This is a genomic window from Rouxiella sp. WC2420, assembly GCF_041200025.1.
Classification (GTDB): domain Bacteria; phylum Pseudomonadota; class Gammaproteobacteria; order Enterobacterales; family Enterobacteriaceae; genus Rouxiella.
The window spans coordinates 1481274-1505116 of record NZ_CP165628.1 but is presented as its reverse complement, the minus strand read 5'-3'; the positions used below and the strand labels follow the sequence as shown (position 1 = coordinate 1505116).

Genomic DNA, 23843 nt, shown 5'->3' with positions numbered 1-23843 from the left:
GCAATATAGCGTTTTTTTCTAACGTTTAATAAAACGGCAGTCGATCACCTTTTCGAAAAATATAAGAAAATCGTATCTCAGATATTGACAGTTCTTTAAGCCCAGCAGCTACGGGCACTGTGGAGATGACCACGGATTTTCTCCCCAACTTATCCACAAAACAGGCCGGTTTCATCCCTTGCAAAAGTGTGGGTTGAACACTATCTTGTCGTCATTAAATATCAAATCCACAATATGTAGTGTTTATATCCTGAGCAGCACACTAGGTTTGTCCCAGAGCTATTTTGCTCGGCAGAGCCTTTTTCGCGTTGTCGTCAGTTACTTTATAAACCTTAAAGGTATAATCCCGAATGAATCAGAGCCTACTTGTTACTAAACGTGACGGCCGTAAAGAACGCATCGATCTTGATAAAATCCACCGAGTCATCGACTGGGCAGCGGAAGGTCTCCAAAACGTATCAGTTTCCCAAGTAGAATTGCGTTCCCATATTCAGTTTTACGATGGGATCAAAACCGCCGATATTCATGAAACGATCATTAAAGCGGCTGCCGACCTGATTTCCAAAGATGCACCGGATTACCAATATCTGGCTGCGCGTCTGGCAATTTTCCACCTGCGCAAAAAGGCTTACGACCAGTTCGAGCCCCCTGCACTGTTCGACCACGTAAGCAAAATGGTCGAGATGGGCAAATACGACAAACATCTGCTGGAAGACTACACGGTTGAAGAGTTCGAGCAGATGAACAGTTTTATCGATCACTGGCGCGACATGAGCTTCTCTTACGCAGCGGTCAAGCAGCTCGAAGGCAAATATCTGGTGCAGAACCGCGTTAGCGGCCAAATCTACGAAAGCGCCCAGTTCCTGTACATCCTGGTTGCAGCCTGCCTGTTCTCGGGTTACCCGCGCGAGACGCGTCTTGATTACATCAAGCGCTTCTACGACGCCGTATCCACCTTCAAGATTTCTTTGCCTACGCCAATCATGGCCGGCGTGCGCACACCGACTCGCCAGTTCAGTTCTTGCGTACTGATCGAGTGCGGCGACAGCCTGGACTCCATCAACGCGACCTCCAGCGCCATTGTTAAATACGTGTCACAGCGCGCCGGTATTGGCATCAACGCTGGCCGCATCCGTGCGCTGGGTAGCCCAATTCGCGGCGGTGAAGCTTTTCACACTGGCTGTATTCCTTTCTATAAGCACTTCCAGACCGCGGTTAAATCCTGCTCTCAGGGCGGCGTTCGCGGCGGTGCAGCGACACTGTTCTATCCAATGTGGCATCTGGAAGTTGAAAGCCTGCTGGTTCTGAAAAACAACCGTGGCGTTGAAGGTAACCGCGTTCGCCATATGGACTACGGCGTACAGATCAACAAGCTGATGTACCAGCGTCTGGTTAAAGGCGGCGACATTACCCTGTTTAGCCCTTCTGACGTGCCTGGCCTGTACGATGCATTCTTTGCCAATCAGGACGAGTTCGAACGCCTGTACACCCAGTACGAGCAGGACGACAGCATCCGCAAGCAAAAAGTCAAAGCGGTTGAACTGTTCTCCCTGATGATGCAGGAACGCGCCTCTACCGGTCGTATCTACATTCAACACGTTGACCATTGCAACACCCATAGCCCGTTTGACCCGGCTATCGCCCCGGTGCGCCAGTCGAATTTGTGTCTGGAAATCGCCTTGCCAACCAAGCCGTTGAACGATGTTAACGACGAAGAAGGCGAGATTGCGCTGTGTACGCTGTCTGCCTTTAACCTTGGCGCAATCGACAGCCTGGACGACCTGGAAGAGCTGGCCACCCTTGCCGTGCGCGCGCTCGACGCCCTGCTCGACTATCAGGATTACCCGATTCTGGCCGCCAAACGCGGTGCTATGGGCCGTCGTACACTGGGTATCGGCGTTATCAACTATGCTTATTATCTGGCGAAGAACGGCGTGCGCTACAGTGATGGCAGCGCCAACGGCCTGACTCACCGCGCGTTTGAAGCCATTCAGTACTACTTGCTGAAAGCTTCCAACGAACTGGCGATCGAGCAAGGTGCCTGTCCGTGGTTCAAAGAAACCACTTATTCTCAGGGTATCCTGCCGATTGATACCTATAAAAAGGATCTCGATGCGCTGTGCGACGAGCCGCTGCACTACGACTGGGAAGCGCTGCGTGTCAGTATTCAGGAGCACGGTCTGCGTAACTCCACGCTTTCTGCGCTGATGCCGTCTGAAACCTCTTCACAGATTTCAAACGCCACCAACGGGATTGAACCACCGCGCGGCCACGTTAGCATCAAGGCCTCAAAGGACGGCATTCTGCGCCAGGTTGTGCCAGAGTATGAGCGCCTGAAAGACCAGTACGAATTGCTGTGGGACATGCCGAACAACGACGGTTACCTGCACCTGGTTGGCCTGATGCAGAAGTTCATCGACCAGGCGATTTCGTCGAACACCAATTATGATCCATCGCGCTTTGCCAACAGCAAAGTGCCGATGAAACAGCTGCTGAAAGACTTGCTGACTGCCTATAAGTACGGGGTGAAAACTTTGTACTATCAGAACACCCGCGACGGCGCGGACGATGTTCAGGAAGATATGAAGGCTGAAGTAGACGACTGCGAAAGCGGTGCCTGCAAGATTTAATTGCTTTACCTGTCGCCGATAAACTCAGGTCGTAGCTCCGCAAATGCGGCTACGGCTTGAACTTTTGGCGCATCGGTTTCTAGAGGACGTTATGGCATATACCACTTTTTCACAAAATAAAAACAACCAGCTGCTGGAACCGATGTTTTTCGGCCAGTCGGTTAACGTTGCGCGTTTCGACCAGCAGAAATATGAAATCTTTGAAAAGCTGATCGAAAAGCAGTTGTCTTTCTTCTGGCGTCCTGAAGAGATTGACGTAGCCCGCGACCGTATCGATTTTCAGGGTCTGCCCGAGCACGAGAAGCACATCTTCCTCAGCAACCTGAAATATCAGACACTGCTGGACTCGATTCAGGGGCGTAGCCCAAACGTGGCTCTGCTGCCGCTGATCTCCATCCCTGAGCTCGAGACCTGGGTTGAAACCTGGGCGTTTTCGGAAACTATCCACTCCCGTTCCTACACGCATATTATCCGTAATATCGTGAACGATCCGGGTCTGGTTTTCGATGACATCGTGACCAATGAAGAGATCCTCAAGCGCGCGAAAGACATCTCCGGCTATTATGATTCGCTGATCGAAATGACCAGCTACTATCACCTGTTGGGTGAAGGCACGCATCAGGTTAACGGCAATACCGTGGTCGTTGACCTGCACGAGCTAAAGAAAAAGCTTTATATTTGCCTGATGAGCGTTAACGCGTTGGAAGCCGTGCGTTTCTACGTTAGCTTTGCCTGTTCCTTTGCTTTCGCCGAACGCGAATTGATGGAAGGCAACGCAAAGATTATCAAGATGATCGCCCGTGACGAAGCCCTGCACCTGACTGGCACCCAGCACGCGCTGAACCTGCTGCGCAGCGGCGTTGATGATCCGGAAATGGCCGAGATTGCCAAAGAGTGCGAGAAAGAGTGTTACGATCTCTTCGTGCTGGCTGCCGAGCAGGAAAAAGACTGGGCAGAATATCTGTTCCGCGATGGCTCGATGATCGGCCTGAACAAAGACATTCTTTGCCAGTATATTGAATACATCACCAATATCCGCATGCAGGCCGTTGGCCTGACTGCACCGTTCAAGACTCGTACCAACCCGATCCCATGGATCAACGCCTGGTTAGTGTCTGATAACGTGCAAGTTGCGCCACAGGAAGTTGAAGTAAGCTCTTATCTGGTCGGTCAGATCGATTCAGAAATGAATGCCGATGATTTGAGTGATTTTGAGTTCTAATTAATGAGCAACACAACCATCAAACTGCACGATCACGGCAAAACGCTCGTCTGCGAGGGCGAGCACAATAATTTGCTGGAACTGTTTGAGCAGCATAAGTTGGTGGTCGAATACCAGTGCCGCGAGGGTTATTGCGGCTCTTGTCGTATGCGTCTGGTGAAAGGTGAAGTGGCTTATAATCAAAAGCCACTGGCCTTTATCCATGACGGTGACATCCTGCCATGCTGCTGCCTGCCGGTGGGGGATATAGAGCTGGTGCTCTAAGACTGCTTATTAGATCAAAATCTTTTGATTCAACGTCTTTTGGGTCAACAGCTTTAAATTCAAAAGCATTCGCTTCGCTCAATGGGTGACGAACATGCAGGCGACACCAGAGGGCTCGCCCTGGAGACCTCTTGCCCGGTTCCGGCACTGCCGGTTATATGCCCATTGAATTTAGCGAACCGGAAAAACTTCTCCGAGTCTATTGACCCTAAGAAGTTGAACTTATATTGCCTGTAGATTCAAAATCTAAACCAACCCTTAAAGCGTACAGGGCCGCTTTGCCCGAAAGATCTATACTTTTTCCACCACCGATAGCCACGGATAATCCGCAACCACCGGCCATTCGTTCAGATAACGGCGCAGCATATCCATTGCCACCATCGCGATGGTTTCCTGACGCAGTTGCTGCCCGTGACGACCAGCAGTGTATTGGATCGTCATCCCGCTGGTGCCGCCCGGCGTGTGCAGCGCCAGACTCAGGCGATCTTCTACCACGTTGCCCACTGCCAGTGCCAACTGCGCGCCGCTGCTTTGTGCCAGATTCTGCGCACGCGCCAACAGCGCAGACAGCGATTCATCCGCGCAACTGCCCGGCAATAATTCACCGCGCGTCAACGGCACGGCGGCATTCTGCATCCGCCAGTTGAGTAATCCGCCAGTAAAGCCCTCACTGATTGCCAACCGTAGATTCTGCTCGAGCAGGCGTTCGGCCAGTCGCGCTGGCAGGCTGGTGAACCCTTCAAAGATGGTGCTCTCACCCGCGACCTCACGCACCCGCTCCCAGACTTCACGCATGGCCGCTTCCTGGCTGCGCGGTCCGGTGAGTTTAAGTTCGATGATAGGTGATGAAGAACGATAACCGATGGTCACGCCTTCCGGCAGAGGTAACACGTCCAACTCGCTGGCAAGATCGCTTTCACCGCGCCCGAAAGTGGTCAATCGCAGGCACAGTGGCGCTTCTAATGCAGGATGATCGCGATGCAGACGAGGAACAATCTGCTGCTCGACCATCACTTTAAATTCTGAAGGCACTCCCGGCGTAAAGAACAGCCGGCAGCGATTAAGTTTGAGGGTAAAGCCACAGGCGGTGCCAATCGGGTTGTCGATAACCTCGGCATTGGCTGGGATCTGCGCCTGTTTACGGTTGGATTCAGCCATCGGCCTGCCACGCTCGGCAAAAAACGCTTCCATATTGGCTAACCACTCGGCATCTTCGATCAGCTCAACGCCGCAGGCCTTTGCCGCCGCCTCGGAGCTGAGATCGTCGCTGGTTGGCCCAAGCCCGCCGTTGACGATCAGCACATCGGCGATGTGGCTGCGTTCAAGCATCACGGAAACCAGCTCGTCAAAGCTGTCGCCAACGGTTTCACGGCTGGTCATCGGCAATCCCTGATCAAACAGGTAAGTTGCCAGCCAGGCAGCGTTTGAATCGACGATCTGACCATGCAGAACTTCTTCGCCGGTGCTAAGCATCTCAACCCTAAGCATTACCCTCTCCTTAATTACATTACTTAAAAGTTCACCGAACCACCAACAAACAGGCCGTCGGCAATTTTCTGGTTAGGATGGTAGTTTTTACCTTCCATTTCTTCATAACGATAGCCTACGTCAACGCTTAGCAGACTGATAGGGGTGAAACGCACGCCAGCGCTGGCTTCTTTGTAGTTCTTGATGTGGCTGGAGCTGACGTTGGGCGCGTAATAGCCTTCGCCGTACAGGCTAACGTATTGGTTAACCGGGAACTGTAAACCACCGCCAACCGGAACTGCATAGCCTTCTTTGCTGTGGTTTGGATTGGTGTACAACAGCTTGCCGCCAACGGTTGCAAGAACTGGACCCAGTCCAATGTTGTAGCCCAGACCAACACCGGCTACGTCGCCGCGATGATTGCGCTGTGACCACTGGCCGCTCAATGCCAGACCTGGAGTAGAAGTCCCCAAACCGACGCCAAGGTTAGTGTAATGTTCACCAACTTGCGCATTAACGTCAATCGCGTGAGCAGAAACAGTGGTCATCAGCATAGCGGCTGCGGACAAGGCTACGAATGTCTTTTTCATCTTTTATCCTGAATTATCAAAAACTATGGGTATGTTGCTCAGGGCAGTCTAAAGCAATTCGCTAGCAGAGTAATTAATCCAAATGCTTAAAAATGTTTTCGTTTTAAGAAATATTTTGCAATGGCAAATCAGCGAACCTATTGCGAAAAATACGCATAAAAAAGCCCCGCCTTGTGATTTCTTGCCAAGGTGGGGCTAGATCTACCTTATCAAACAGTAGTTTTGACCATACTCTGCTGATAGGCGCGCTGGCGGGTGATCAGCGGCAGTACAATCAACGCCAGCAGACCACACGCCGCGGAGATAGCCAGCCACACGCCCGGCATAGCTTTGTTTCCCGTGACGTGGATCATGTAGCTCGAAATTGCCGGTGTAAAACCGCCAAAAATCGCGGTCGCCAGGCTGTAGGCCATAGAGAAACCGGTGGCACGCACTTCCGGTGGCATCAGCTCGGTCAAAGCCACCACCATCGCCGAGTTGTAGCTAGCGTACATAAATGACAACCACAGCTCGACCTCAAGCAGCCGCGCAAAACTTGGTGAGCCTACCAGCCAGTTCAACGCAGGATAAGAGGTGAGTAAAATCAGCGCGCTAAAGGTCAATAGCAGCGGGCGGCGGCCGATTTTATCCGAGAATGCCCCCATTATTGGCAGCCAAATCAGGTTAGATACTCCAACACACAGCGTGACGAGGAAACTCTCCTGCTCGGTAAGTTGCAGCACGTTTTTACCGTAAGTCGGCGTAAAGGCAGTGATCATGTAGAACGATACGGTGGTAGTGACCACCATCAGCATCCCCACCAGCACAATCTGCCAGTTAGCGGCCACGGAACGGGCAATCTCGCCCATTGAAGGATGATGCTTGCGCTGCTGGAAAGCATCGGTCTCTTCCATCATGCGGCGGATCCAGAACAAGAAAGGGACAATCAGGCAGCCGATGGCAAACGGGATGCGCCAGCCCCATTCGTTCATCACGCCATTGCCCAGCAGATGGTTAAGCGTCACGCCGAGCAGTGCGGCAAAGACCACCGCAACCTGCTGGCTGGCCGACTGCCAGCTGACATAGAAACCTTTTTTACCTTGCGGAGCAATCTCGGACAAATAAACCGATACGCCACCCAGTTCGACTCCCGCCGAGAAGCCCTGCAGCAGGCGACCAAGCAGGATAAGGATCGGCGCAGCGACGCCAATGCTGTGATAGCCCGGTACGCAGGCAATGGTGAGTGTCCCAAAGGCCATTAACCCAAGGGTGATCAACAACCCTTTGCGACGCCCGTGATGGTCGATGTAAGCACCTAACACCATCGCCCCCAAAGGGCGCATCAGGAAACCGGCACCGAAGGTCATCAGCGTCAGCATTAAAGAGGCAAAGGGGTTTGAGTCGGGGAAAAAGGTATGGGCGATGGCAGTGGCGTAATAGCCAAAGACCATAAAATCATACATTTCCAGGAAGTTACCGCTGGCGACGCGGAAGATATTTTTTGCTGTGCCTTGTCGGCTGCCGCCTGACGCGACGTTAAGTGAAGACTTGGGGTTAATGGACGACATGTGTTAACTCCTGATTTTATTTCTCTCCAGTTAACATGTCTTTATCATTACTCAATGTGATGGCTCTCACACTTTTCTTAGCCTGCTAGCTTATTTTCCGTAACATGATATTAACAATAAAAAACCGAGCCAGCGTGAGCCGTCTCGGTTTTTAACTGCGAGGTGAAAACCGGGTGATTATCGACGCAGAAGCAGACCGATAACCAGACCCACGGCAGCTCCAACGCCTACACCATGCCACGGTTTGTCATGAACGTAGTTGTCAGCCTGACGCACGGCAGTTTTTGCCTTGGCGCAATAAGAATCTGTTGCCGAACTGAGGCGTGACTGCACGTCATTCAGCGCCTGTTCGGCTCTGGTCTTTATTTCGATGTATTTCTCGTCGGCTTTATCACCAGAAGATTTAAGCACCTCTTCCAGCGTTTCACTGAGCATTCTGAGATCGTCGTCGAGACTGGTTTGCTGTGGTTCGAATTGGTTAGCCATTCTATTCTCCTTGTGATGTTGTTCTAATAACCCTAGCCTATTTTCTGCCACTTGCCGAAATGAATAAGGAGGATTGCGCTAACTAATTGGCTTTTAAGAACCTTCCGACCAGGTTGTCAGGAAGGTGGCAAATTGCAGACAAAAAAAACCGCACACCTTGGATGCGCGGTTTTCAACAGTTCAGGCCTTGCTACAGCAGCGGCTGAGCCAGCTGAACCAGCGAAATGAGCGGCTGTGGATAAATACCCAGCGCCAGCACCAGAATCGCGGAAATCAGCACTACCACACCACCGGCAGTAAATGCCCAATTATTCGGCGTGTCGCGAACCAGCTTATCTGGCGCATTGAGGTACAAACTGACCGTCACGCGCAGATAATAGTAAAGGCCAATCGCACTGCCCACGACCACCGCACCGGTCAACCACCACAGGTGCGCAGTCACGCCGGTTGCAATCACGTAGAACTTGCCGATAAAGCCCAGCGTCATCGGGATACCGGCCAGCGACAGCATCATCACCGTCATTACTGCTGACAGGATTGGCTTATGCCAGAACAGCCCGCGATAGGAGAACAGCGATTCTGCATCCGGGCCGCTGTAAGGGCTGGACATCAGGCTAACCACGCCAAACGCGCCGAGGCTGCTGAACAGGTAACCGGCCAGATAAACGCCGACGGTTTCCATCGACAGCTGATGCGTTTGCACCGCGATCAGCGCGACCAGCAGGTAACCCAGATGCGCGATGGACGAGTAACCCAGCAGGCGTTTGATGTTGCTCTGGCTAATAGCCATTATGTTACCAAACAGAATCGAGCAGAAGGCGATAATGCCCAGCACGACGCGGATGGCTTCACTGTTGGCAACCGGTGCGTAGAGGAACAGGCGCATTACCACGGCGAAGATGGCAATCTTGCTGGCGGTGGCCAGGAAGGTTGATACCGGAGCAGGCGCGCCCTGATAAACGTCTGGTGTCCACAGATGGAAAGGCACCAGCGACAGCTTGAAGCCCAGACCAACAATCATCAGACCCAGACCGGCCAGCAGCAGCGGCTGGTGAATCGCCGCATCGCCGAGGTTTTTACCGAGCGCAGCAAAGGTCAGGTCACCGGATTCCGCGTATAGCAACGCCATACCAAACAGCAGGAATGACGAGGCAGCGGCAGACAGCAGCATGTACTTGATACTGGCTTCCAGCGAACGTTTCTGACGATACGCGTAACCAACCAGACCAAACAATGGCAGCGAAATCAACTCGATTCCCAGGAACATTGAAGCCAGGTGGTTGGCGCAGGCCAGCAGGATGCCGCCCATTGCCGCGATAAGAACCAACAGGTAGAACTCTTCGCGGTTGTCGGGATAGCCTTCGAGCCACGGATAGGCAAAAGTGCTGGTCGCCAGACTGGCCAGCAGCACCAGCCCGATGTAGAACATCGAATAACCATCGACACGCAGCAGCGGAGTCACATCCTGCGCCCCCGCATGGCCGACGAAATACAGCGACAACAGCGCCAGGTTCAAACCAATAACAGTCAGTGTGGCATTAACAAAATGGTCGCGTCGCCACGCTATGGACAGCATCACCACGACCACCGTCAATCCGACGATCAACAGTGGTAACAGTGCGATCAGATTTTGAGGAGTAAATGTCATGGCGAATTACGGCCTTGTCGTTGAAATTGATGAAACTGATGACCCGAACCAGTGCTGAATATTACTCATCGCTGCGTTAGAGGTATCGAGGATAGGCTGCGGATAAACCCCGAGCAGCACCAGCAATACGACCAGCAGCAGGATGATTGACAGCTCGCGTGCCGTCATACCTTGCAGAGGTTGGTCCGACTTAGGCGCGCCGTAGTACGCACGCTGCATCATAACCAGCGAATAAACCGAGGCAAAGACCAGCCCGAAGGTCGAAATCACAGTGATCGCCGGCACAATCGGGAAGCTGCCGAACAGGATCATGAATTCGCCGACGAAGTTACCGGTTCCCGGCATACCCAGCGTCGCCACCGCGAAGAACAACGACAGCGCAGGCAGGTATTTGATACGCCCCCACAGGCCACCCATCAGACGCATATCGCGGGTGTGCAGTCGTTCGTAAATCTGACCACAGATGATGAACATCCCGGCCGCAGAAAGACCGTGGGCGATCATCTGAATCACCGCGCCCTGATACGCCAACTGGCTGCCGGTATAGATGGCAATCAGTACGAAGCCCATGTGTGACACGCTGGTGTAGGCAATCAGACGTTTGATGTCTGTTTGCGAGAACGCCATCCAGGCACCGTAGAAGATACCGATAACGCCCAGCCACATGGCGATTGATGCAAACTCGTGGGAGGCCTGCGGGAACAGCGGCAGACAGAAACGCAGCATCCCGTAGGCTGCCGTTTTCAGCAAGATACCCGCCAGGTCAACGGAACCCGCCGTTGGCGCCTGACTGTGCGCATCCGGCAACCAGCCGTGCAGCGGAACCACTGGCATTTTCACCGCGAAGGCGATGAAGAAGCCGAGCATCAGCAAGTATTCCACGTTGTGCGACATTGGCGTCTTCAGCAGCTGTTCGTAGCTGAAGGTCCAAACGCCGGTAGCGTTATAGTGCACAAACACCAGCCCCAGAATCGCAATCAGCATCACCAGACCACTGGACTGGGTATAGATGAAGAATTTGGTTGCAGCACTGATACGCGTTTTACCGTCAGACGCTTTGTGACCCCAAAGCGCAATCAGGAAGTACATCGGCACCAACATCATTTCCCAGAAGAAGAAGAACAGGAACATGTCGATCGACAGGAACACGCCGATTACGCCGCCAAGGATCCACAGCAGGTTCAGGTGGAAAAACCCTTGATACTTCTGAATTTCACGCCACGAACAGAGGATAGCCAGCAGGCCAAGCAGCCCGGTGAGCACCACCATCAGCAGCGAAAGACCATCCAGTGCCAGATGGAAACTAATGCCAAAGCGCGGGATCCACGGCACCGAAAACTCGGATTGCCACTGCGGAATGCCTTTAGGCGCTGTTAATGAATACCCACCCTGCAACCACAGTTGCAGGGAAAGTGCCAAGGTCAACCCCATTGCGATCAGAGCTATCCAGCGCGGTACTTTGCTTCCGAAGCGCTCAGTCTGCCAACACAGCAGTCCGCCAATAAAGGGGATAAAAATTAGCCAAGGTAATAGCATGGCGTATAGGTCCCTATGTTTTTACAATGTTTCAAATCGCCAGCAACAGCGCTAAAACGACGACTGCACCCAATCCCATTGACGCAACGTACCAACGCGTCTGTCCGTTTTCACTCAGCGTCAGCCCACGATTGCCCAGACGAGAGAGCAATGCAGGAATATTCATCAATGAGTTCAGCGGATCGCGTTGCAGGAGTTTCGCGATAGCCAGATAAGGTTTCACGAAAATCATGTCGTACAGCCAGTCAAAGCCCCAGGCGTGGAACCACCAGGTAGTGAAGAAGCGTCCCGGTGCGCTTTTCGCAATGCTGTTAACCAGCGTGCGCTTGCCGAGATACAACGCAGCCGCCAGCAAGATGCCGACAATGGCCACAACACCAGAGGTGATTTCAAGCTTCAATACCGTACCGTGAGGCAGTTCAATGGTGCCTGGCAATACGCCCTGTAGTGGCGGAACAATCATCGCGCCAATAAAGGTAGACAGGACCAGCAGAACCAGCAGGGGTAAGTGGTGAGTAATCCCCTTGCCGGCATGAGCTTTGATTTTTTCTTCGCCATGGAAGACGATAAAGATCATGCGGAAAGTGTAAAGCGAGGTCATAAACGCCCCCACCAGGCCAGCAATCAACAGATTGTAATTACCGTTTGCCAACGCGCCGGAAAGGATTTCATCCTTACTGAAGAACCCGGCCGTGATGATTGGCAAGGCTGACAGCGCCGCACCGCCCACCAGGAAGCAGACATAAACCAGTGGAATCGATTTACGCAGACCGCCCATTTTGAAGATGTTTTGCTCGTGGTGGCAGGCGAGGATCACCGAACCGGACGACAGGAACAGCAGCGCTTTGAAGAACGCATGGGTCATCAGGTGGAAGATGGCCGCGTCCCAGGCGTGAACGCCCAAAGCCAGGAACATATAGCCTATCTGACTCATGGTCGAGTAAGCCAACACGCGTTTGATGTCGGTTTGCACCATGGCTGCAAAACCTGCCAGCACCAGCGTTACCGCACCGATAATCCCCACCAGATGCAGAATTTCAGGTGCCATCAGGAACAACCCGTGGGTACGAGCAATCAGATATACACCGGCGGTGACCATGGTAGCAGCGTGGATCAGCGCGGAAACAGGCGTTGGACCAGCCATCGCGTCAGCAAGCCAGGTTTGCAACGGCAGCTGCGCCGATTTACCCACCGCGCCGCCGAGCAGCATTAACGTCGCCCAAGTAATAGCGGTGTCGCCGACTGCCAGCTTCTGCGGTGCCAGGATCATCAGTTCACGAATGTTTAGCGTGCCCAACTGGTGGTAGAGGATAAACAGCGCAAAAGCCAGGAACACGTCACCTACACGGGTCACGATAAAGGCTTTCATCGCCGCAGCGCCGTTTTCCGGATGGGTATAGTAGAAACCAATCAGCAGATAACTGCACAGCCCTACCCCTTCCCAACCCAGATACATCAGCAACAGGTTGTCTGCCAGTACCAGAATCACCATGCTGGCGATAAACAGGTTGGTATAGGCGAAGAAGCGTGAATAACCCTCTTCACCGCGCATGTACCAGGAGGCAAACATGTGGATGAGGAAACCAACGCCGGTGACCACAGACAGCATGGTCATCGACAGGCCGTCGAGTGACAGGGTGGCAGAGATGTTGAAATCGCCCACCTGCATCCAGTTCCACAGCTCTTGATTAAAGACCGGAACCCCTGCAGCACGCTGGCTCAGGAAGTTGATCCCGACATAAAGAGTGACTAATGCTGCCAGTCCGATTGAACCTACGCCGACCGTGGCTGACGTATTTTCTGACCAGCGTCCGCGAGAAAAGGCCAATAACAGAAAGCCAATTAGCGGAAACACAACTGTTAAATATAATAGGTTCATCCGCGCATCTCACTGACAGTGTCGATATTCAGGGTATGACGACGACGATAGAGTTGCAGCAGTAAGGCTAAACCGATACTGGCTTCCGCTGCCGCCAGGCTGATTGCCAGGATATACATCACCTGCCCGTCTGCCTGTCCCCAATAGCTGCCGGCCACAATAAAGGCCAGCGCCGCCGCGTTGATCATCACTTCAAGGCTTATCAACATAAACAACAGGTTACGTCTTACCAGTAACCCGGTCAGTCCCAACACGAACAGGATTGCGGCCAGGATCAGGCCATGCTGTAGAGGGATCATGCTCTCTCCTCCGATTTTCTTTTTGCCATCTCTTTGGCCGGCGCAGCGGATGCATTGCCGAGCACTTCGCCCGGCTTGTGCTCACGTCCGATGTGGAAGGCCACGACCAGACCGGCGAGCAGCAGCATTGACGCCAGCTCCACCGCCAGTACATAAGGACCAAACAGCGCGATGCCCACCGCTTTCGCGTCTACCATCGTGCCTTTGATGTTCTGATCGTGCAGCCCCGTAATAGAAGCAATCATCACCCCCAGTAACACCACCGACAGAATTGAAGGTCCAATCCAGGTCGAGGGCTTCAGCCAGGCCTTTTCCTGCTCCTGAACGCTACCCAGGTTGAGCATCATCACGACGAACACGAACAGCACCATAATGGCACCGGCGTAAACGATTATCTCCAGCGCGGCGGCGAAGTAAGCCCCCAGCGAGAAGAACACTGCGGCAATCGCCAACAGCGAGATGATCAGATACAGCAGTGCGTGAACCGGGTTGGTGTGCGTAATTGTTCGCAACGTCGCCAACACCGCCACTACGCCTGCAATGTAAAATGCAAATTCCATGCTTGCGGCTCCTTAGGGCATGAGACCTTTGACGTTGATCGGCTTGGCTTCGTTTTCGGCTTCGCCTTTCGCTTTGCCGTCCACGGCCATACCGGCCATCCGGTAAAAGTTATATTCCGGATACTTACCGGGTCCAGATATCAACAGATCTTCTTTCTCATACACCAGATCCTGGCGTTTGAATTCACCCAACTCAAAGTCCGGCGTCAGCTGGATAGCCGTAGTCGGACAGGCTTCCTCGCACAGTCCGCAGAAGATGCAACGAGAGAAGTTGATACGGAAAAACTCCGGATACCAACGACCGTCTTTGGTCTCGGCTTTCTGCAACGAGATACAGCCTACCGGACAGGCTACCGCGCACAGGTTACAGGCCACGCAGCGCTCATCACCGTCTGGATCACGCGTCAAAACAATGCGACCACGATAGCGCGGCGGCAGATAAACGGGTTCTTCCGGGTACATCAAGGTTTCACGTTTGGCGAAGGCGTGCATGCCTATCAGCCACAAACTGCGAACCTGGGTGCCGAAACCAACCACCAGTTCTTTCAATGTCATGGTTCAATCACCCCTATATTAATGTGCGTTGTACAGAATGACCGCAGCGGTTGCCAACAGATTAAGCAAGGTCAGCGGCAGGCAAATACGCCAGCCAAATGACATCACCTGATCGTAACGAGGACGAGGCAAAGCAGCACGGAGCAAAATGAACATCACCATGAAGAACGCGGTTTTCAACGCAAACCAGATAAACGGCGGCAAGAACGGACCCTGCCAGCCCCCGAAGAACAGCGTGACGATCAGCGCAGATACCGTCACGATACCGATGTACTCACCAACGAAGAACAAACCGAATTTCATACCGGAATATTCAATGTGGTAACCATCGGCAAGTTCCTGCTCGGCTTCTGGCTGGTCAAACGGGTGACGGTGACAAACCGCAATCCCGGCAATCGCAAAAGTCAGGAAGCCAAAGAATTGCGGGATGATGTTCCACAGATGTTCTTGTGAACGAACAATATCTTGCAGGTTGAACGACCCTGCCTGCGCAACAACGCCCATCAGCGAAAGGCCGAGGAACACTTCATAGCTCAGGGTCTGGGCCGAGGCGCGCATGGCACCCAACAGCGAGTATTTGTTGTTACTGGACCAGCCAGCAAACAGCACGGCGTAAACCGTCAAACCCGCCATCATCAGGAAGAACAGGATGCCGATATTAAGGTTGGCGGCATACCAGGTCGGTGAAACCGGCACAATCGCAAACGCCATTAACATCGAGCTGAAAGCAATCATCGGCGCCAGGGTAAAGATCGCGCGGTCCGAGAACTTGGGTGCCCAGTCTTCTTTAAAGAACATCTTGATCATGTCGGCAGCCAGCTGCAGCGAGCCGCCCCAGCCGACACGGTTAGGTCCGTATCGGTTCTGGAACAGACCCAGCAGGCGGCGTTCCGCGAAGCTCATAAATGCCCCAACGGTGACCACCACCAACAGGATCACCACCGCTTTAACCACGGCGATAATGGTGTCGATAACTTCTGGTGTAAACCAACTCATCGGGTTGCCTCCCGCAGATTCTCAACCGTTGCGCCCACCAGCGCCGGAGAAATTCCCGGCAAGCCCAGCGGCAGACCAACTTGTCCTTTTTCCAGCGTCTCGCTGAGGCGAACCGGCAGCGTCAGAGTTTGGCCATTACAGGTAAATTCAACCTGCGTGCCCTGATTGACGCCAAGCGCGGCGGCATCGGCGGTGCTAACCATCACGTAAGGTGCTGGCATACGCTGCTGGATTACGCTCGAACGCTGAGACATCTCTTCACTACCGAACAGGTGATAGTAAGGGGCAACGCGCCAGTGGTTTTCCACGGCGACAAAAGCAGCCGGGATCTCGCTGAAGTAGTCGAGACTGCCCTCTCCTGCTTCAATCAGACGCACGCCCGGATCGCCATGACGCAGTTTGCCACCCACTTCGGCCTGGAATTTGTTCCACGCCTGCGGTGAGTTCCAGCCCGGCGCCCAGGCAAACGGCACCTGCTGACGGTTAGCATACGGGCTGTTGTTCCCTTCCATCGAGAAGGCAAACATGGTGTCTTTATCCTGAGGCTGACGCGGTTCATGCACGCTGATGTTGGCGCGCATGGCGGTGCGTCCGCTGGAACGAATAGGAGAACGTGCCAGTTTCTGACCACGAATGCGGAAAGAGGCATCTGGCGCAGCTTCAACAATGCCGTTGAGCTGAGGCAGTGCCGCGACGCAGGCCTCGATCACGTGATCGAGCTGGGTCCAGTCCACACGGCGGCTGTTGATGGTGGAATGCAGCGAGTGCATCCAGCGCCAACTTTCCAGCATCACCACGGTGTTGTCGTAATAAGCAGGGTCATAAACCTGGAAGAAGCGCTGGGCGCGGCCTTCCTGATTGACCAGCGTACCGTCGCTTTCGGCAAAACTCGCCGCAGGCAGGATCAAACTGGCCTTATCCATAATGCGTGATCGCTGGTGATCGACGACCAACAGGTTCTGCACTTTAGACAATGCCGCATCGACCACCGCTTCCGGTGCCTGACGGTAAAGATCATTTTCCATGACGATTGCGCTGTCGGCACCGCCGTCGTTCAGCAGGCTCAGCGCGTCATCGAGACTGCCGCCGCCGATCAGTGACAAACCGATGCTGTTGGCAGCGGAGGCGACGAAGGTAATGCCAACGTCACTGCCGCGTGCTTTCAAGGCTTTCGCCACGTTGGCCGCTGCGGCAATAATTGCGTCGCTGCCTGCGTTGGTGCCGGTAATAATCAGCGGTTTTCTCGCGCCGGTTAAAGCCTGCACGATCATGTCGATTTTCTTGTCGAGCCCTTCAGGTAAATCACTGACGGCCGGTGCGGTTTCGTCAATCGCATGGGCGATGGCAAAGCCGAAGCGTGCCTGTGAGTCAACGGGAGCGCGGTAATTCCAGGCCGCGATATCATCCAGACGGGTGTTATCGACATTCGTTACAAATAGCGGATGCTTGGCGTGCTGACCGATGGTCTGAATCGCGGCAATCTGCCAGTCGGCAACGCGCTGTGCGGCTGCCATGGCGCGAGCTTTACCTTTCACCGCCTGACGAACGGACAGCGCAATGCGCGCGCCGGTTTGCGTCAGGTCTTCACCCAGCACCAGAACCGCATCGTAGGATTCAATGTCGTGCAGCGCAGGAGTCGTCACACCGCTGTTTTTCAGGATGTTAAGGATCATCGCCAAACGATTTTGCTCGGCAGCGCTGATACCGGTGTAGAAGTTTTCTGCCCCGACCAGTTCGCGCAACGCGAAGTTACTTTCCAGACTGGCGCGCGGTGAACCGATACCGATGGTTTTACTCGACTGCCGAATAATATCCGCTGCGCCCTGCATTGCCTGCTCGGCGTTCAGCGCTATCCAATCGTTGCCGCGCTGCTGCATAGGATGTTTAGGACGATCTTTGGCGTTAACGTAGCCGTAGCCAAAACGACCGCGATCGCAGAGGAAATAGCGGTTCACGGTGCCGTTGTAGCGGTTCTCGATACGACGAAGTTCGCCGTAGCGCTCGCCTGGGCTGGTGTTACAGCCGACGCTGCACTGCTGGCAAACGCTTGGCGCAAACTGCATGTCCCATTTACGGTTATAGCGTTCGGAGTGCGTTTTATCGGTAAATACGCCAGTCGGACAGACTTCAACCAGGTTGCCGGAGAATTCGCTTTCCAGCGGACCGTCTTCCGGGCGACCGAAGTAGACGTTGTCGTGTGCGCCATACACGCCGAGATCGGTGCCGTCTGCATAATCTTTGTAGTAGCGAACGCAGCGATAGCAGGCGATACAGCGGTTCATCTCGTGAGAAATGAACGGACCGAGATCCTGATTCTGGTGGGTACGTTTAGTGAAACGATAGCGACGCGTGGCGTGGCCGGTCATCACCGTCATATCTTGCAGGTGACAGTTACCGCCCTCTTCACACACCGGACAGTCGTGTGGGTGGTTGGTCATCAACCATTCCACAACGCTCTCACGGAACTGCTTGGCTTCTCCGTCATCGATGGAAATAAAGGTTCCATCTGACGCAGGCGTCATACATGACATAACCAAACGGCCGCGCGTATCTTCCGCGTTTTGGTATTGCTTAACCGCACATTGGCGGCAAGCGCCGACGCTTCCCAGCGCCGGATGCCAGCAAAAATAAGGAATATCGAGGCCTAGAGAGAGGCAAGCCTGAAGTAGGTTGTCCGCTCCGTTAACATCGTATTCTTTGCCGTCTACATGAATCGTAGCCATAGTCAGCATGCTTCCACAAGGCCCGGGTTTAAACGGGCGTTAATCCAAAATTCTGGCCCTTTTCCTTCATTATCCGACACGCAGGGATGTTGGCTTCCTTCTCTCACCCCAGTCACTGACTTCATGTAAGCTCAGGGGATTCGCTTCGTTACCGCCTACCTGCCTATCGAATACTTTTGGAAAAGACTTTTAAGAAATAATCTTTAAGCTCGACTTACCATCGCTCTTTCAGCAGGTTGTTTGGCTGTATGCCGCCAATTGCCCGCGCATTGTTGTAGTGCTGCTTGGCGATGCCTGCTTCAAACTCTTCACGGAAATATTTGATTGCGCTCTGCAATGGCTCTACGGCACCCGGCGCGTGCGCGCAGAATGTTTTGCCCGGGCCAAGCTGACGGCAAAGCTGTTCGAGAGTTTCGATATCCCCCGGCTGACCTTCGCCACGCTCCAGAGCACGCAGGATCTTGACACTCCACGGCAGACCATCACGACACGGAGTACACCAACCGCAAGACTCGCGCGAGAAGAATTCTTCAAGATTACGCACCAGAGGAACCATGCCGATTTCGTGATCGACGGCCATCGCCAGCGCAGTACCCAGACGGCTGCCGGCTTTACCAATGCTGGCAAATTCCATCGGCAGGTCGAGATGCTGTTCGGTCAGGAAATCGGTTCCTGCGCCGCCCGGCTGCCAGGCCTTGAATTTCAGTCCATCGCGCATACCACCAGCATATTCTTCGAGAATTTCACGCGCGGTGGTGCCAAACGGTAGCTCCCACACGCCCGGATTTTTCACGCGGCCGGAGAAGCCCATCATCTTGGTGCCGGTGTCTTCACTGGTCGAAATACCTTTGTACCACTCAACGCCGTTGGCCAGTATTGCCGGAACGTTGGACAGCGTTTCAACATTGTTGACACAGGTCGGCTTGCCCCATGCGCCAACGGATGCCGGGAATGGCGGCTTGGAACGCGGGTTGGCACGACGGCCTTCGAGCGAGTTAATCAGCGCCGTCTCTTCACCACAAATGTAGCGGCCTGCACCGGTATGCACGATCAGCTCGAAATCAAATCCGGTGCCAAGAATGTTTTTACCGATAAAACCGGCAGCGCGAGCCTCTTCAATGGCGCGGCGCAGGTTGACGGCGGCTTCGATATATTCTCCGCGCAGGAAGATATAGCCGCGATAGGCTTTCAGCGCGAAAGCACTGATTAGCATGCCCTCTACCAGCTGGTGCGGCATCTGCTCCATCAACAGGCGGTCTTTATAGGTGCCCGGTTCCATTTCATCGGCGTTACACAGCAGGTAACGGATGTTCATGGATTCGTCTTTCGGCATCAGGCTCCACTTCAGGCCGGTAGAGAAGCCTGCGCCGCCGCGTCCCTTCAGACCTGAGTCTTTGACCAGCGCGACTATCTCGTCTTGCGACAGAGTATTCAGCGCTTTTTCGGCACCGGCATAGCCATTTTTACTGCGGTATTCATCAATCCATACCGGCTGCTGGTCTTCGCGCATGCGCCAGGTCAGTGGATGCATCTCCGGCGTGCGGATAATTTCTCTTGGCGTATATCCGTAGAAATTCATGAGTAACGCTCCAGTAACTGACCGATTTCTTCAGGTTTCAGGTAGCTGTGCGTGTCATCATCGATCATCATCGTCGGGCTCTTGTCGCAGTTGCCCAGACAACAGGTCGGCAACAGAGTAAAGCGCCCGTCCGGCGTGGTTTCGCCTGGCTTGATGTTGAGCTTTTCTTCAATCGCGGCCTGAATGCCTTGATAGCCGGTAATGTGGCAGACCACGCTGTCGCAATAACGAATTACGTGACGTCCAACCTGCTGGCGGAAGATTTGGCTATAGAATGTTGCCACTCCTTCGACGTCGCTGGCTGGAATGGCCAGAACCTCTGCGATAGCGTAGATTGCGCCATCTGGCACCCAGCCACGCTCTTTCTGCACAATTTTTAGCGCTTCAATCGACACGGCACGGGCATCTTCGTAATGATGTTTTTCGTGCTCAATCGCTTCACGTTCAGTCGCGCTCAATTCAAAGCCGTGCTTGCCGTGCGCGGAATCAAAAGCACCGGCCGCAGAGACATTGATATACTGAACCTCTGAGTTTTTATTAAGATCTGTCATCGTTAGCGGTCCACATCAGACATTACAAAATCGATACTGCCCAGATAGACGATGAGGTCCGATACCAGGCTGCCACGGATAACCGACGGAATTTGCTGCAAGTGCGGGAAGCTCGGCGTGCGCACGCGAGTGCGGTAGCTCATGGTGCTGCCATCGCTCGTCAGGTAGTAGCTGTTAATCCCTTTCGTTGCCTCGATCATCTGGAAGGATTCGTTGGCAGGCATGACCGGCCCCCAGGAAACTTGCAGGAAGTGGGTGATCAAGGTTTCGATATGCTGCAACGTGCGCTCTTTCGGCGGCGGAGTTGTCAGAGGATGATCGGCCTTGAACGGACCTTCAGGCATGTGATCGACACACTGCTGTAAAATACGCAGACTTTGGCGCATCTCTTCCATTTTCAGCATCACGCGAGAATAGGAATCGCTGATACCGTCGCCAACCGGAACTTCAAAATCGAAGTTTTCATAGCCAGAGTACGGACGCCATTTGCGCACGTCGAACTCAACGCCGGTAGCACGCAGGCCAGCACCGGTAGTGCCCCACGCCAACGCATCTTCCGAGTTGTAAGCGGCAACGCCTTTCGAACGAGCGACCAGAATGCTGTTTTTCAGCGCCGTCTTCATGTAGGAATCAAGGCGTTTTGGCATCCATTCAAGGAATTCACGCATCAGGCGTTCCCAGCCTTTCGGCAGGTCATGAGCCACACCGCCGATACGGAACCATGCCGGATGCATACGGAAACCGGTAATCGCTTCGACCACGTCATAGATTTTCTGACGGTCGGTAAAGGCGAAGAATACCGGCGTCATTGCGCCAACGTCCTGAATGAAAGTCGAGATGTAAAGCAGGTGGCTGTTGATGCGGAACAGCTCGGACAGCATCACGCGAATGGTGTTGACACGATCGCCTACGGTAATTCCGGCCAGTTTTTCAACCGCCAGCACGTAAGGCATTTCGTTAACGCAGCCGCCAAGATATTCGATACGGTCGGTGTAGGGAATGTAGCTATGCCATGACTGGCGTTCACCCATTTTCTCGGCACCGCGGTGGTGATAACCAATGTCCGGAACGCAGTCGACAATCTCTTCACCGTCGAGCTGCATCACGATACGAAAAGCACCGTGCGCGGACGGGTGGTTAGGACCGAGGTTCAGGAACATAAAATCTTCGTTTTCCGTACCGCGCTTCATGCCCCAGTCTTCAGGCTTGAAGGTCAGCGCTTCCATTTCCAGATCTTCACTCTGCCTGGTCAGTTCAAACGGGTCGAACTCGGTGGCACGCGCCGGATAGTCTTTACGCAGCGGATGCCCTTCCCAGGTCTTCGGCATCATTATGCGCGTCAGATGGGGATGACCGTCAAAAGTAATGCCGAACATTTCCCAGGTTTCACGCTCATACCAGTTGGCATTCGGGTAAACCTTGGTCAGGGTTGGCAAATGAAGATCGTTCTCGGCCAGCGCAACTTTGATCATGATGTCGCTGTTGCGTTCGATCGAAAGCAGATGGTAGAAAACGGAAAAATCCGCAGCCGGTAAACCGTCGCGGTGGGTACGTAAACGTTCATCAACGCCATGCAGGTCATACAGCATAACGTAAGGTTTTGGCTGTTTGCGCAAGAAGGTAATTACTTCCAGTATCTGCTCGCGCTTAACCCAGATAACCGGAATACCGGTACGGGTTGGCTGCACAGAAAAGGCCTCTGGCCCAAAACGGTTACGCAGCTCGCCAATTACCGGATCATCAAGGTGATCGCGGGTTTGCCATGCTGGCTGAGCGAGGTCTTGCGTCGTCAAATCTGTCATATTTTCTCACCACACAAAATGGTCATTTATGCCCAAGGGGAAGAATCACCTGGCTTCCAACCGTTATTTTTAGAGATTAATTTCAACGGTTTCGCCCCTCAGGGTTGACGGACAGTGTTAAATCTCGTCAGGGGTTCGCAAATTGGTCACGGCAATACGCTCGGCGCGTTTACGCTCTTTTTCAGACTGCATATTGGCGCGGTAAACACCCTGATCGCCCACTACCCACGACAGCGGGCGGCGTTCTTTTCCGATGGATTCCTGCAGCAGCAGCAGCGCCTGCATATACGCTTCCGGGCGCGGCGGGCAGCCAGGAATGTAAACGTCTACCGGCAAGAACTTATCGACACCCTGCACCACCGAGTAAATGTCATACATGCCGCCGGAGTTTGCGCAGGCACCCATCGAGATAACCCATTTAGGTTCAAGCATTTGGTCATAAAGGCGCTGAATAACCGGTGCCATTTTGGTAAAACAGGTTCCGGCAACCACCATAAAGTCGGCCTGACGAGGCGAGGCACGGATAACTTCCGAGCCGAATCGTGCCACGTCGTGCACCGCAGTAAACGACGTGGTCATTTCTACGTAGCAGCATGAGAGACCAAAGTTGAATGGCCAAAGCGAGTTTTTACGACCCCAGTTCACCACGTCATGTAAAGCATGCTCGAGTTTCCCCATGTACACGCTCTGGTTAACTTGCTGCTCGAGAGGATCGGCGACCGTCTCTTGTTTCTGCAGTGGGTAACGGTCGTTCTCACCGTTCGGGTCTAAGCGCGTGAGCGTATAGTCCATCTTGATGCCTCACTTTATTGTTGGCGATTGCCATGCGGGTGATTGCTGGTCTTAATGACTGGGCTCGGGATAACCGGGCTGGCTTTGACAGGACCTTTGGAACGGGTTGGAGTCCAGTCAAGCGCACCGATACGAACCAGATAAAACAGGCCGGCTAAAAGTACGAAAATGAAAATGGCGGCTTCGGCAAATCCGGTCCATCCGCTTTCACGAATAGACGTTGACCATGCGTACAGATACAGGGCTTCAACATCGAAAATGACGAAGAACATGGCGACCAGGTAGAATTTTGCCGAAAGGCGCATATGAGTGGAGCCCACCGCGGCAATCCCCGACTCGAATGGCGTTTCCGTGTTACGACCGCGAACCTTCCCTCCCAGGAAAGCTGCGCCCAGCAACATCAGGCAACACAGGCCGACTGCGATAATAAGAAAAACTGCGAGCGCCCAGTTATGAGCGATGACATCTGTGGCTGTTGACATACTCTATGCTTACTCATCAAAAGTGGCGTCATGCATTTGCTCTTGCTCGGCAATTTGCCTGCCACATCGATTCAAGGGAAGGATTAATAACCACCAGTCTTCACGGGTCCCCTGTTTAGAAATCACCCTATTTTAGCGGTAACCTCATAGAGTTCGGGGTTTAAAAAGCGATTATCCAGTGAATTACTGTGGGCTTTTTACCCTTTTCTATAACCTTTTGTCAACTTTGACAAAA

The 23843-nt window shown here is 53.5% G+C and carries 20 protein-coding genes; 3 read left to right on the top strand and 17 right to left on the bottom strand.

Features of this window, described 5'->3' with window-relative positions; translation table 11 throughout:
- The first annotated feature begins 350 nt into the window (after nt 1–350).
- From nrdA to yfaE, 3 genes are all read left to right on the top strand, one after another.
- Entirely contained in the window at nt 351–2630 is a 2280-nt protein-coding gene (gene nrdA, locus AB3G37_RS07065) for a class 1a ribonucleoside-diphosphate reductase subunit alpha (protein ID WP_369790136.1), read from the top strand.
- A 91-nt stretch (nt 2631–2721) separates the two neighbouring features.
- Nucleotides 2722–3852, top strand: coding sequence for a class Ia ribonucleoside-diphosphate reductase subunit beta (nrdB, locus tag AB3G37_RS07060; RefSeq protein ID WP_009636473.1), 1131 nt, complete (start codon nt 2722–2724; stop codon nt 3850–3852).
- A 3-nt stretch (nt 3853–3855) separates the two neighbouring features.
- Nucleotides 3856–4116, top strand: coding sequence for a class I ribonucleotide reductase maintenance protein YfaE (yfaE, locus tag AB3G37_RS07055; protein ID WP_009636472.1), 261 nt, complete (start codon nt 3856–3858; stop codon nt 4114–4116).
- Nucleotides 4117–4407: 291 nt separating this feature from the next.
- Here yfaE and AB3G37_RS07050 read toward each other — a convergent pair whose 3' ends face one another.
- The 17 genes from AB3G37_RS07050 to AB3G37_RS06970 all read right to left on the bottom strand — a co-directional run bounded on the left by AB3G37_RS07050 (nt 4408) and on the right by AB3G37_RS06970 (nt 23608).
- A complete protein-coding gene (locus AB3G37_RS07050) occupies nt 4408–5604 on the bottom strand; it encodes a nicotinamide mononucleotide deamidase-related protein YfaY (RefSeq protein ID WP_369790135.1) in 1197 nt (398 codons plus the stop codon).
- 23 nt (nt 5605–5627) lie between these two features.
- Nucleotides 5628–6173, bottom strand: a complete 546-nt coding sequence (locus tag AB3G37_RS07045; RefSeq protein ID WP_009636470.1) for a YfaZ family outer membrane protein — start codon at nt 6171–6173, stop codon at nt 5628–5630.
- A 209-nt stretch (nt 6174–6382) separates the two neighbouring features.
- Nucleotides 6383–7720: an MFS transporter gene (locus AB3G37_RS07040; protein ID WP_369790134.1), complete on the bottom strand. Its 1338-nt coding sequence runs from the start codon at nt 7718–7720 to the stop codon at nt 6383–6385.
- Nucleotides 7721–7897: 177 nt separating this feature from the next.
- Nucleotides 7898–8206, bottom strand: coding sequence for a stress response protein ElaB (gene elaB / locus AB3G37_RS07035; RefSeq protein ID WP_369790133.1), 309 nt, complete (start codon nt 8204–8206; stop codon nt 7898–7900).
- A gap of 190 nt (nt 8207–8396) precedes the next feature.
- Complete coding sequence (gene nuoN / locus AB3G37_RS07030; RefSeq protein ID WP_009636467.1) at nt 8397–9854, bottom strand: NADH-quinone oxidoreductase subunit NuoN; 1458 nt, start codon at nt 9852–9854, stop codon at nt 8397–8399.
- A gap of 6 nt (nt 9855–9860) precedes the next feature.
- Nucleotides 9861–11390 carry an NADH-quinone oxidoreductase subunit M gene (gene nuoM, locus AB3G37_RS07025; protein ID WP_369790132.1) on the bottom strand — a complete coding sequence of 510 codons (1530 nt, stop codon included), beginning with the start codon at nt 11388–11390 and terminating at the stop codon, nt 9861–9863.
- A gap of 31 nt (nt 11391–11421) precedes the next feature.
- Nucleotides 11422–13269: an NADH-quinone oxidoreductase subunit L gene (nuoL, locus tag AB3G37_RS07020; RefSeq protein ID WP_369790131.1), complete on the bottom strand. Its 1848-nt coding sequence runs from the start codon at nt 13267–13269 to the stop codon at nt 11422–11424.
- Complete coding sequence (nuoK, locus tag AB3G37_RS07015; protein ID WP_004936014.1) at nt 13266–13568, bottom strand: NADH-quinone oxidoreductase subunit NuoK; 303 nt, start codon at nt 13566–13568, stop codon at nt 13266–13268. Before nuoK ends, nuoL begins: the two co-directional genes overlap by 4 nt.
- On the bottom strand, nt 13565–14128 hold the full coding sequence (gene nuoJ / locus AB3G37_RS07010; protein WP_009636464.1) for an NADH-quinone oxidoreductase subunit J: 564 nt from the start codon (nt 14126–14128) through the stop codon (nt 13565–13567). Before nuoJ ends, nuoK begins: the two co-directional genes overlap by 4 nt.
- A 12-nt stretch (nt 14129–14140) precedes the next feature.
- Complete coding sequence (gene nuoI / locus AB3G37_RS07005; RefSeq protein WP_009636463.1) at nt 14141–14683, bottom strand: NADH-quinone oxidoreductase subunit NuoI; 543 nt, start codon at nt 14681–14683, stop codon at nt 14141–14143.
- A gap of 18 nt (nt 14684–14701) precedes the next feature.
- Nucleotides 14702–15679 (bottom strand): NADH-quinone oxidoreductase subunit NuoH, encoded by a 978-nt coding sequence (nuoH, locus tag AB3G37_RS07000; protein WP_009636462.1) that lies wholly within the window; start codon nt 15677–15679, stop codon nt 14702–14704.
- Nucleotides 15676–18402, bottom strand: a complete 2727-nt coding sequence (gene nuoG, locus AB3G37_RS06995) for an NADH-quinone oxidoreductase subunit NuoG (protein ID WP_369790130.1) — start codon at nt 18400–18402, stop codon at nt 15676–15678. The genes nuoH and nuoG overlap by 4 nt, the downstream gene beginning before the upstream one ends.
- A gap of 214 nt (nt 18403–18616) precedes the next feature.
- Nucleotides 18617–19981 (bottom strand): NADH-quinone oxidoreductase subunit NuoF, encoded by a 1365-nt coding sequence (gene nuoF / locus AB3G37_RS06990; RefSeq protein WP_009636460.1) that lies wholly within the window; start codon nt 19979–19981, stop codon nt 18617–18619.
- On the bottom strand, nt 19978–20532 hold the full coding sequence (gene nuoE / locus AB3G37_RS06985) for an NADH-quinone oxidoreductase subunit NuoE (RefSeq protein ID WP_369790129.1): 555 nt from the start codon (nt 20530–20532) through the stop codon (nt 19978–19980). The genes nuoF and nuoE overlap by 4 nt, the downstream gene beginning before the upstream one ends.
- Before the next feature lie 2 nt (nt 20533–20534).
- The gene (gene nuoC / locus AB3G37_RS06980) at nt 20535–22334 is read right to left on the bottom strand and encodes an NADH-quinone oxidoreductase subunit C/D (protein ID WP_009636458.1); all 1800 of its coding nucleotides are present in this window, start codon (nt 22332–22334) and stop codon (nt 20535–20537) included.
- A 117-nt stretch (nt 22335–22451) separates the two neighbouring features.
- Nucleotides 22452–23126 carry an NADH-quinone oxidoreductase subunit B family protein gene (locus AB3G37_RS06975; protein WP_009636457.1) on the bottom strand — a complete coding sequence of 225 codons (675 nt, stop codon included), beginning with the start codon at nt 23124–23126 and terminating at the stop codon, nt 22452–22454.
- A 14-nt stretch (nt 23127–23140) separates the two neighbouring features.
- Nucleotides 23141–23608, bottom strand: coding sequence for an NADH-quinone oxidoreductase subunit A (locus tag AB3G37_RS06970; RefSeq protein ID WP_009636456.1), 468 nt, complete (start codon nt 23606–23608; stop codon nt 23141–23143).
- Nucleotides 23609–23843: the final 235 nt, after the last annotated feature.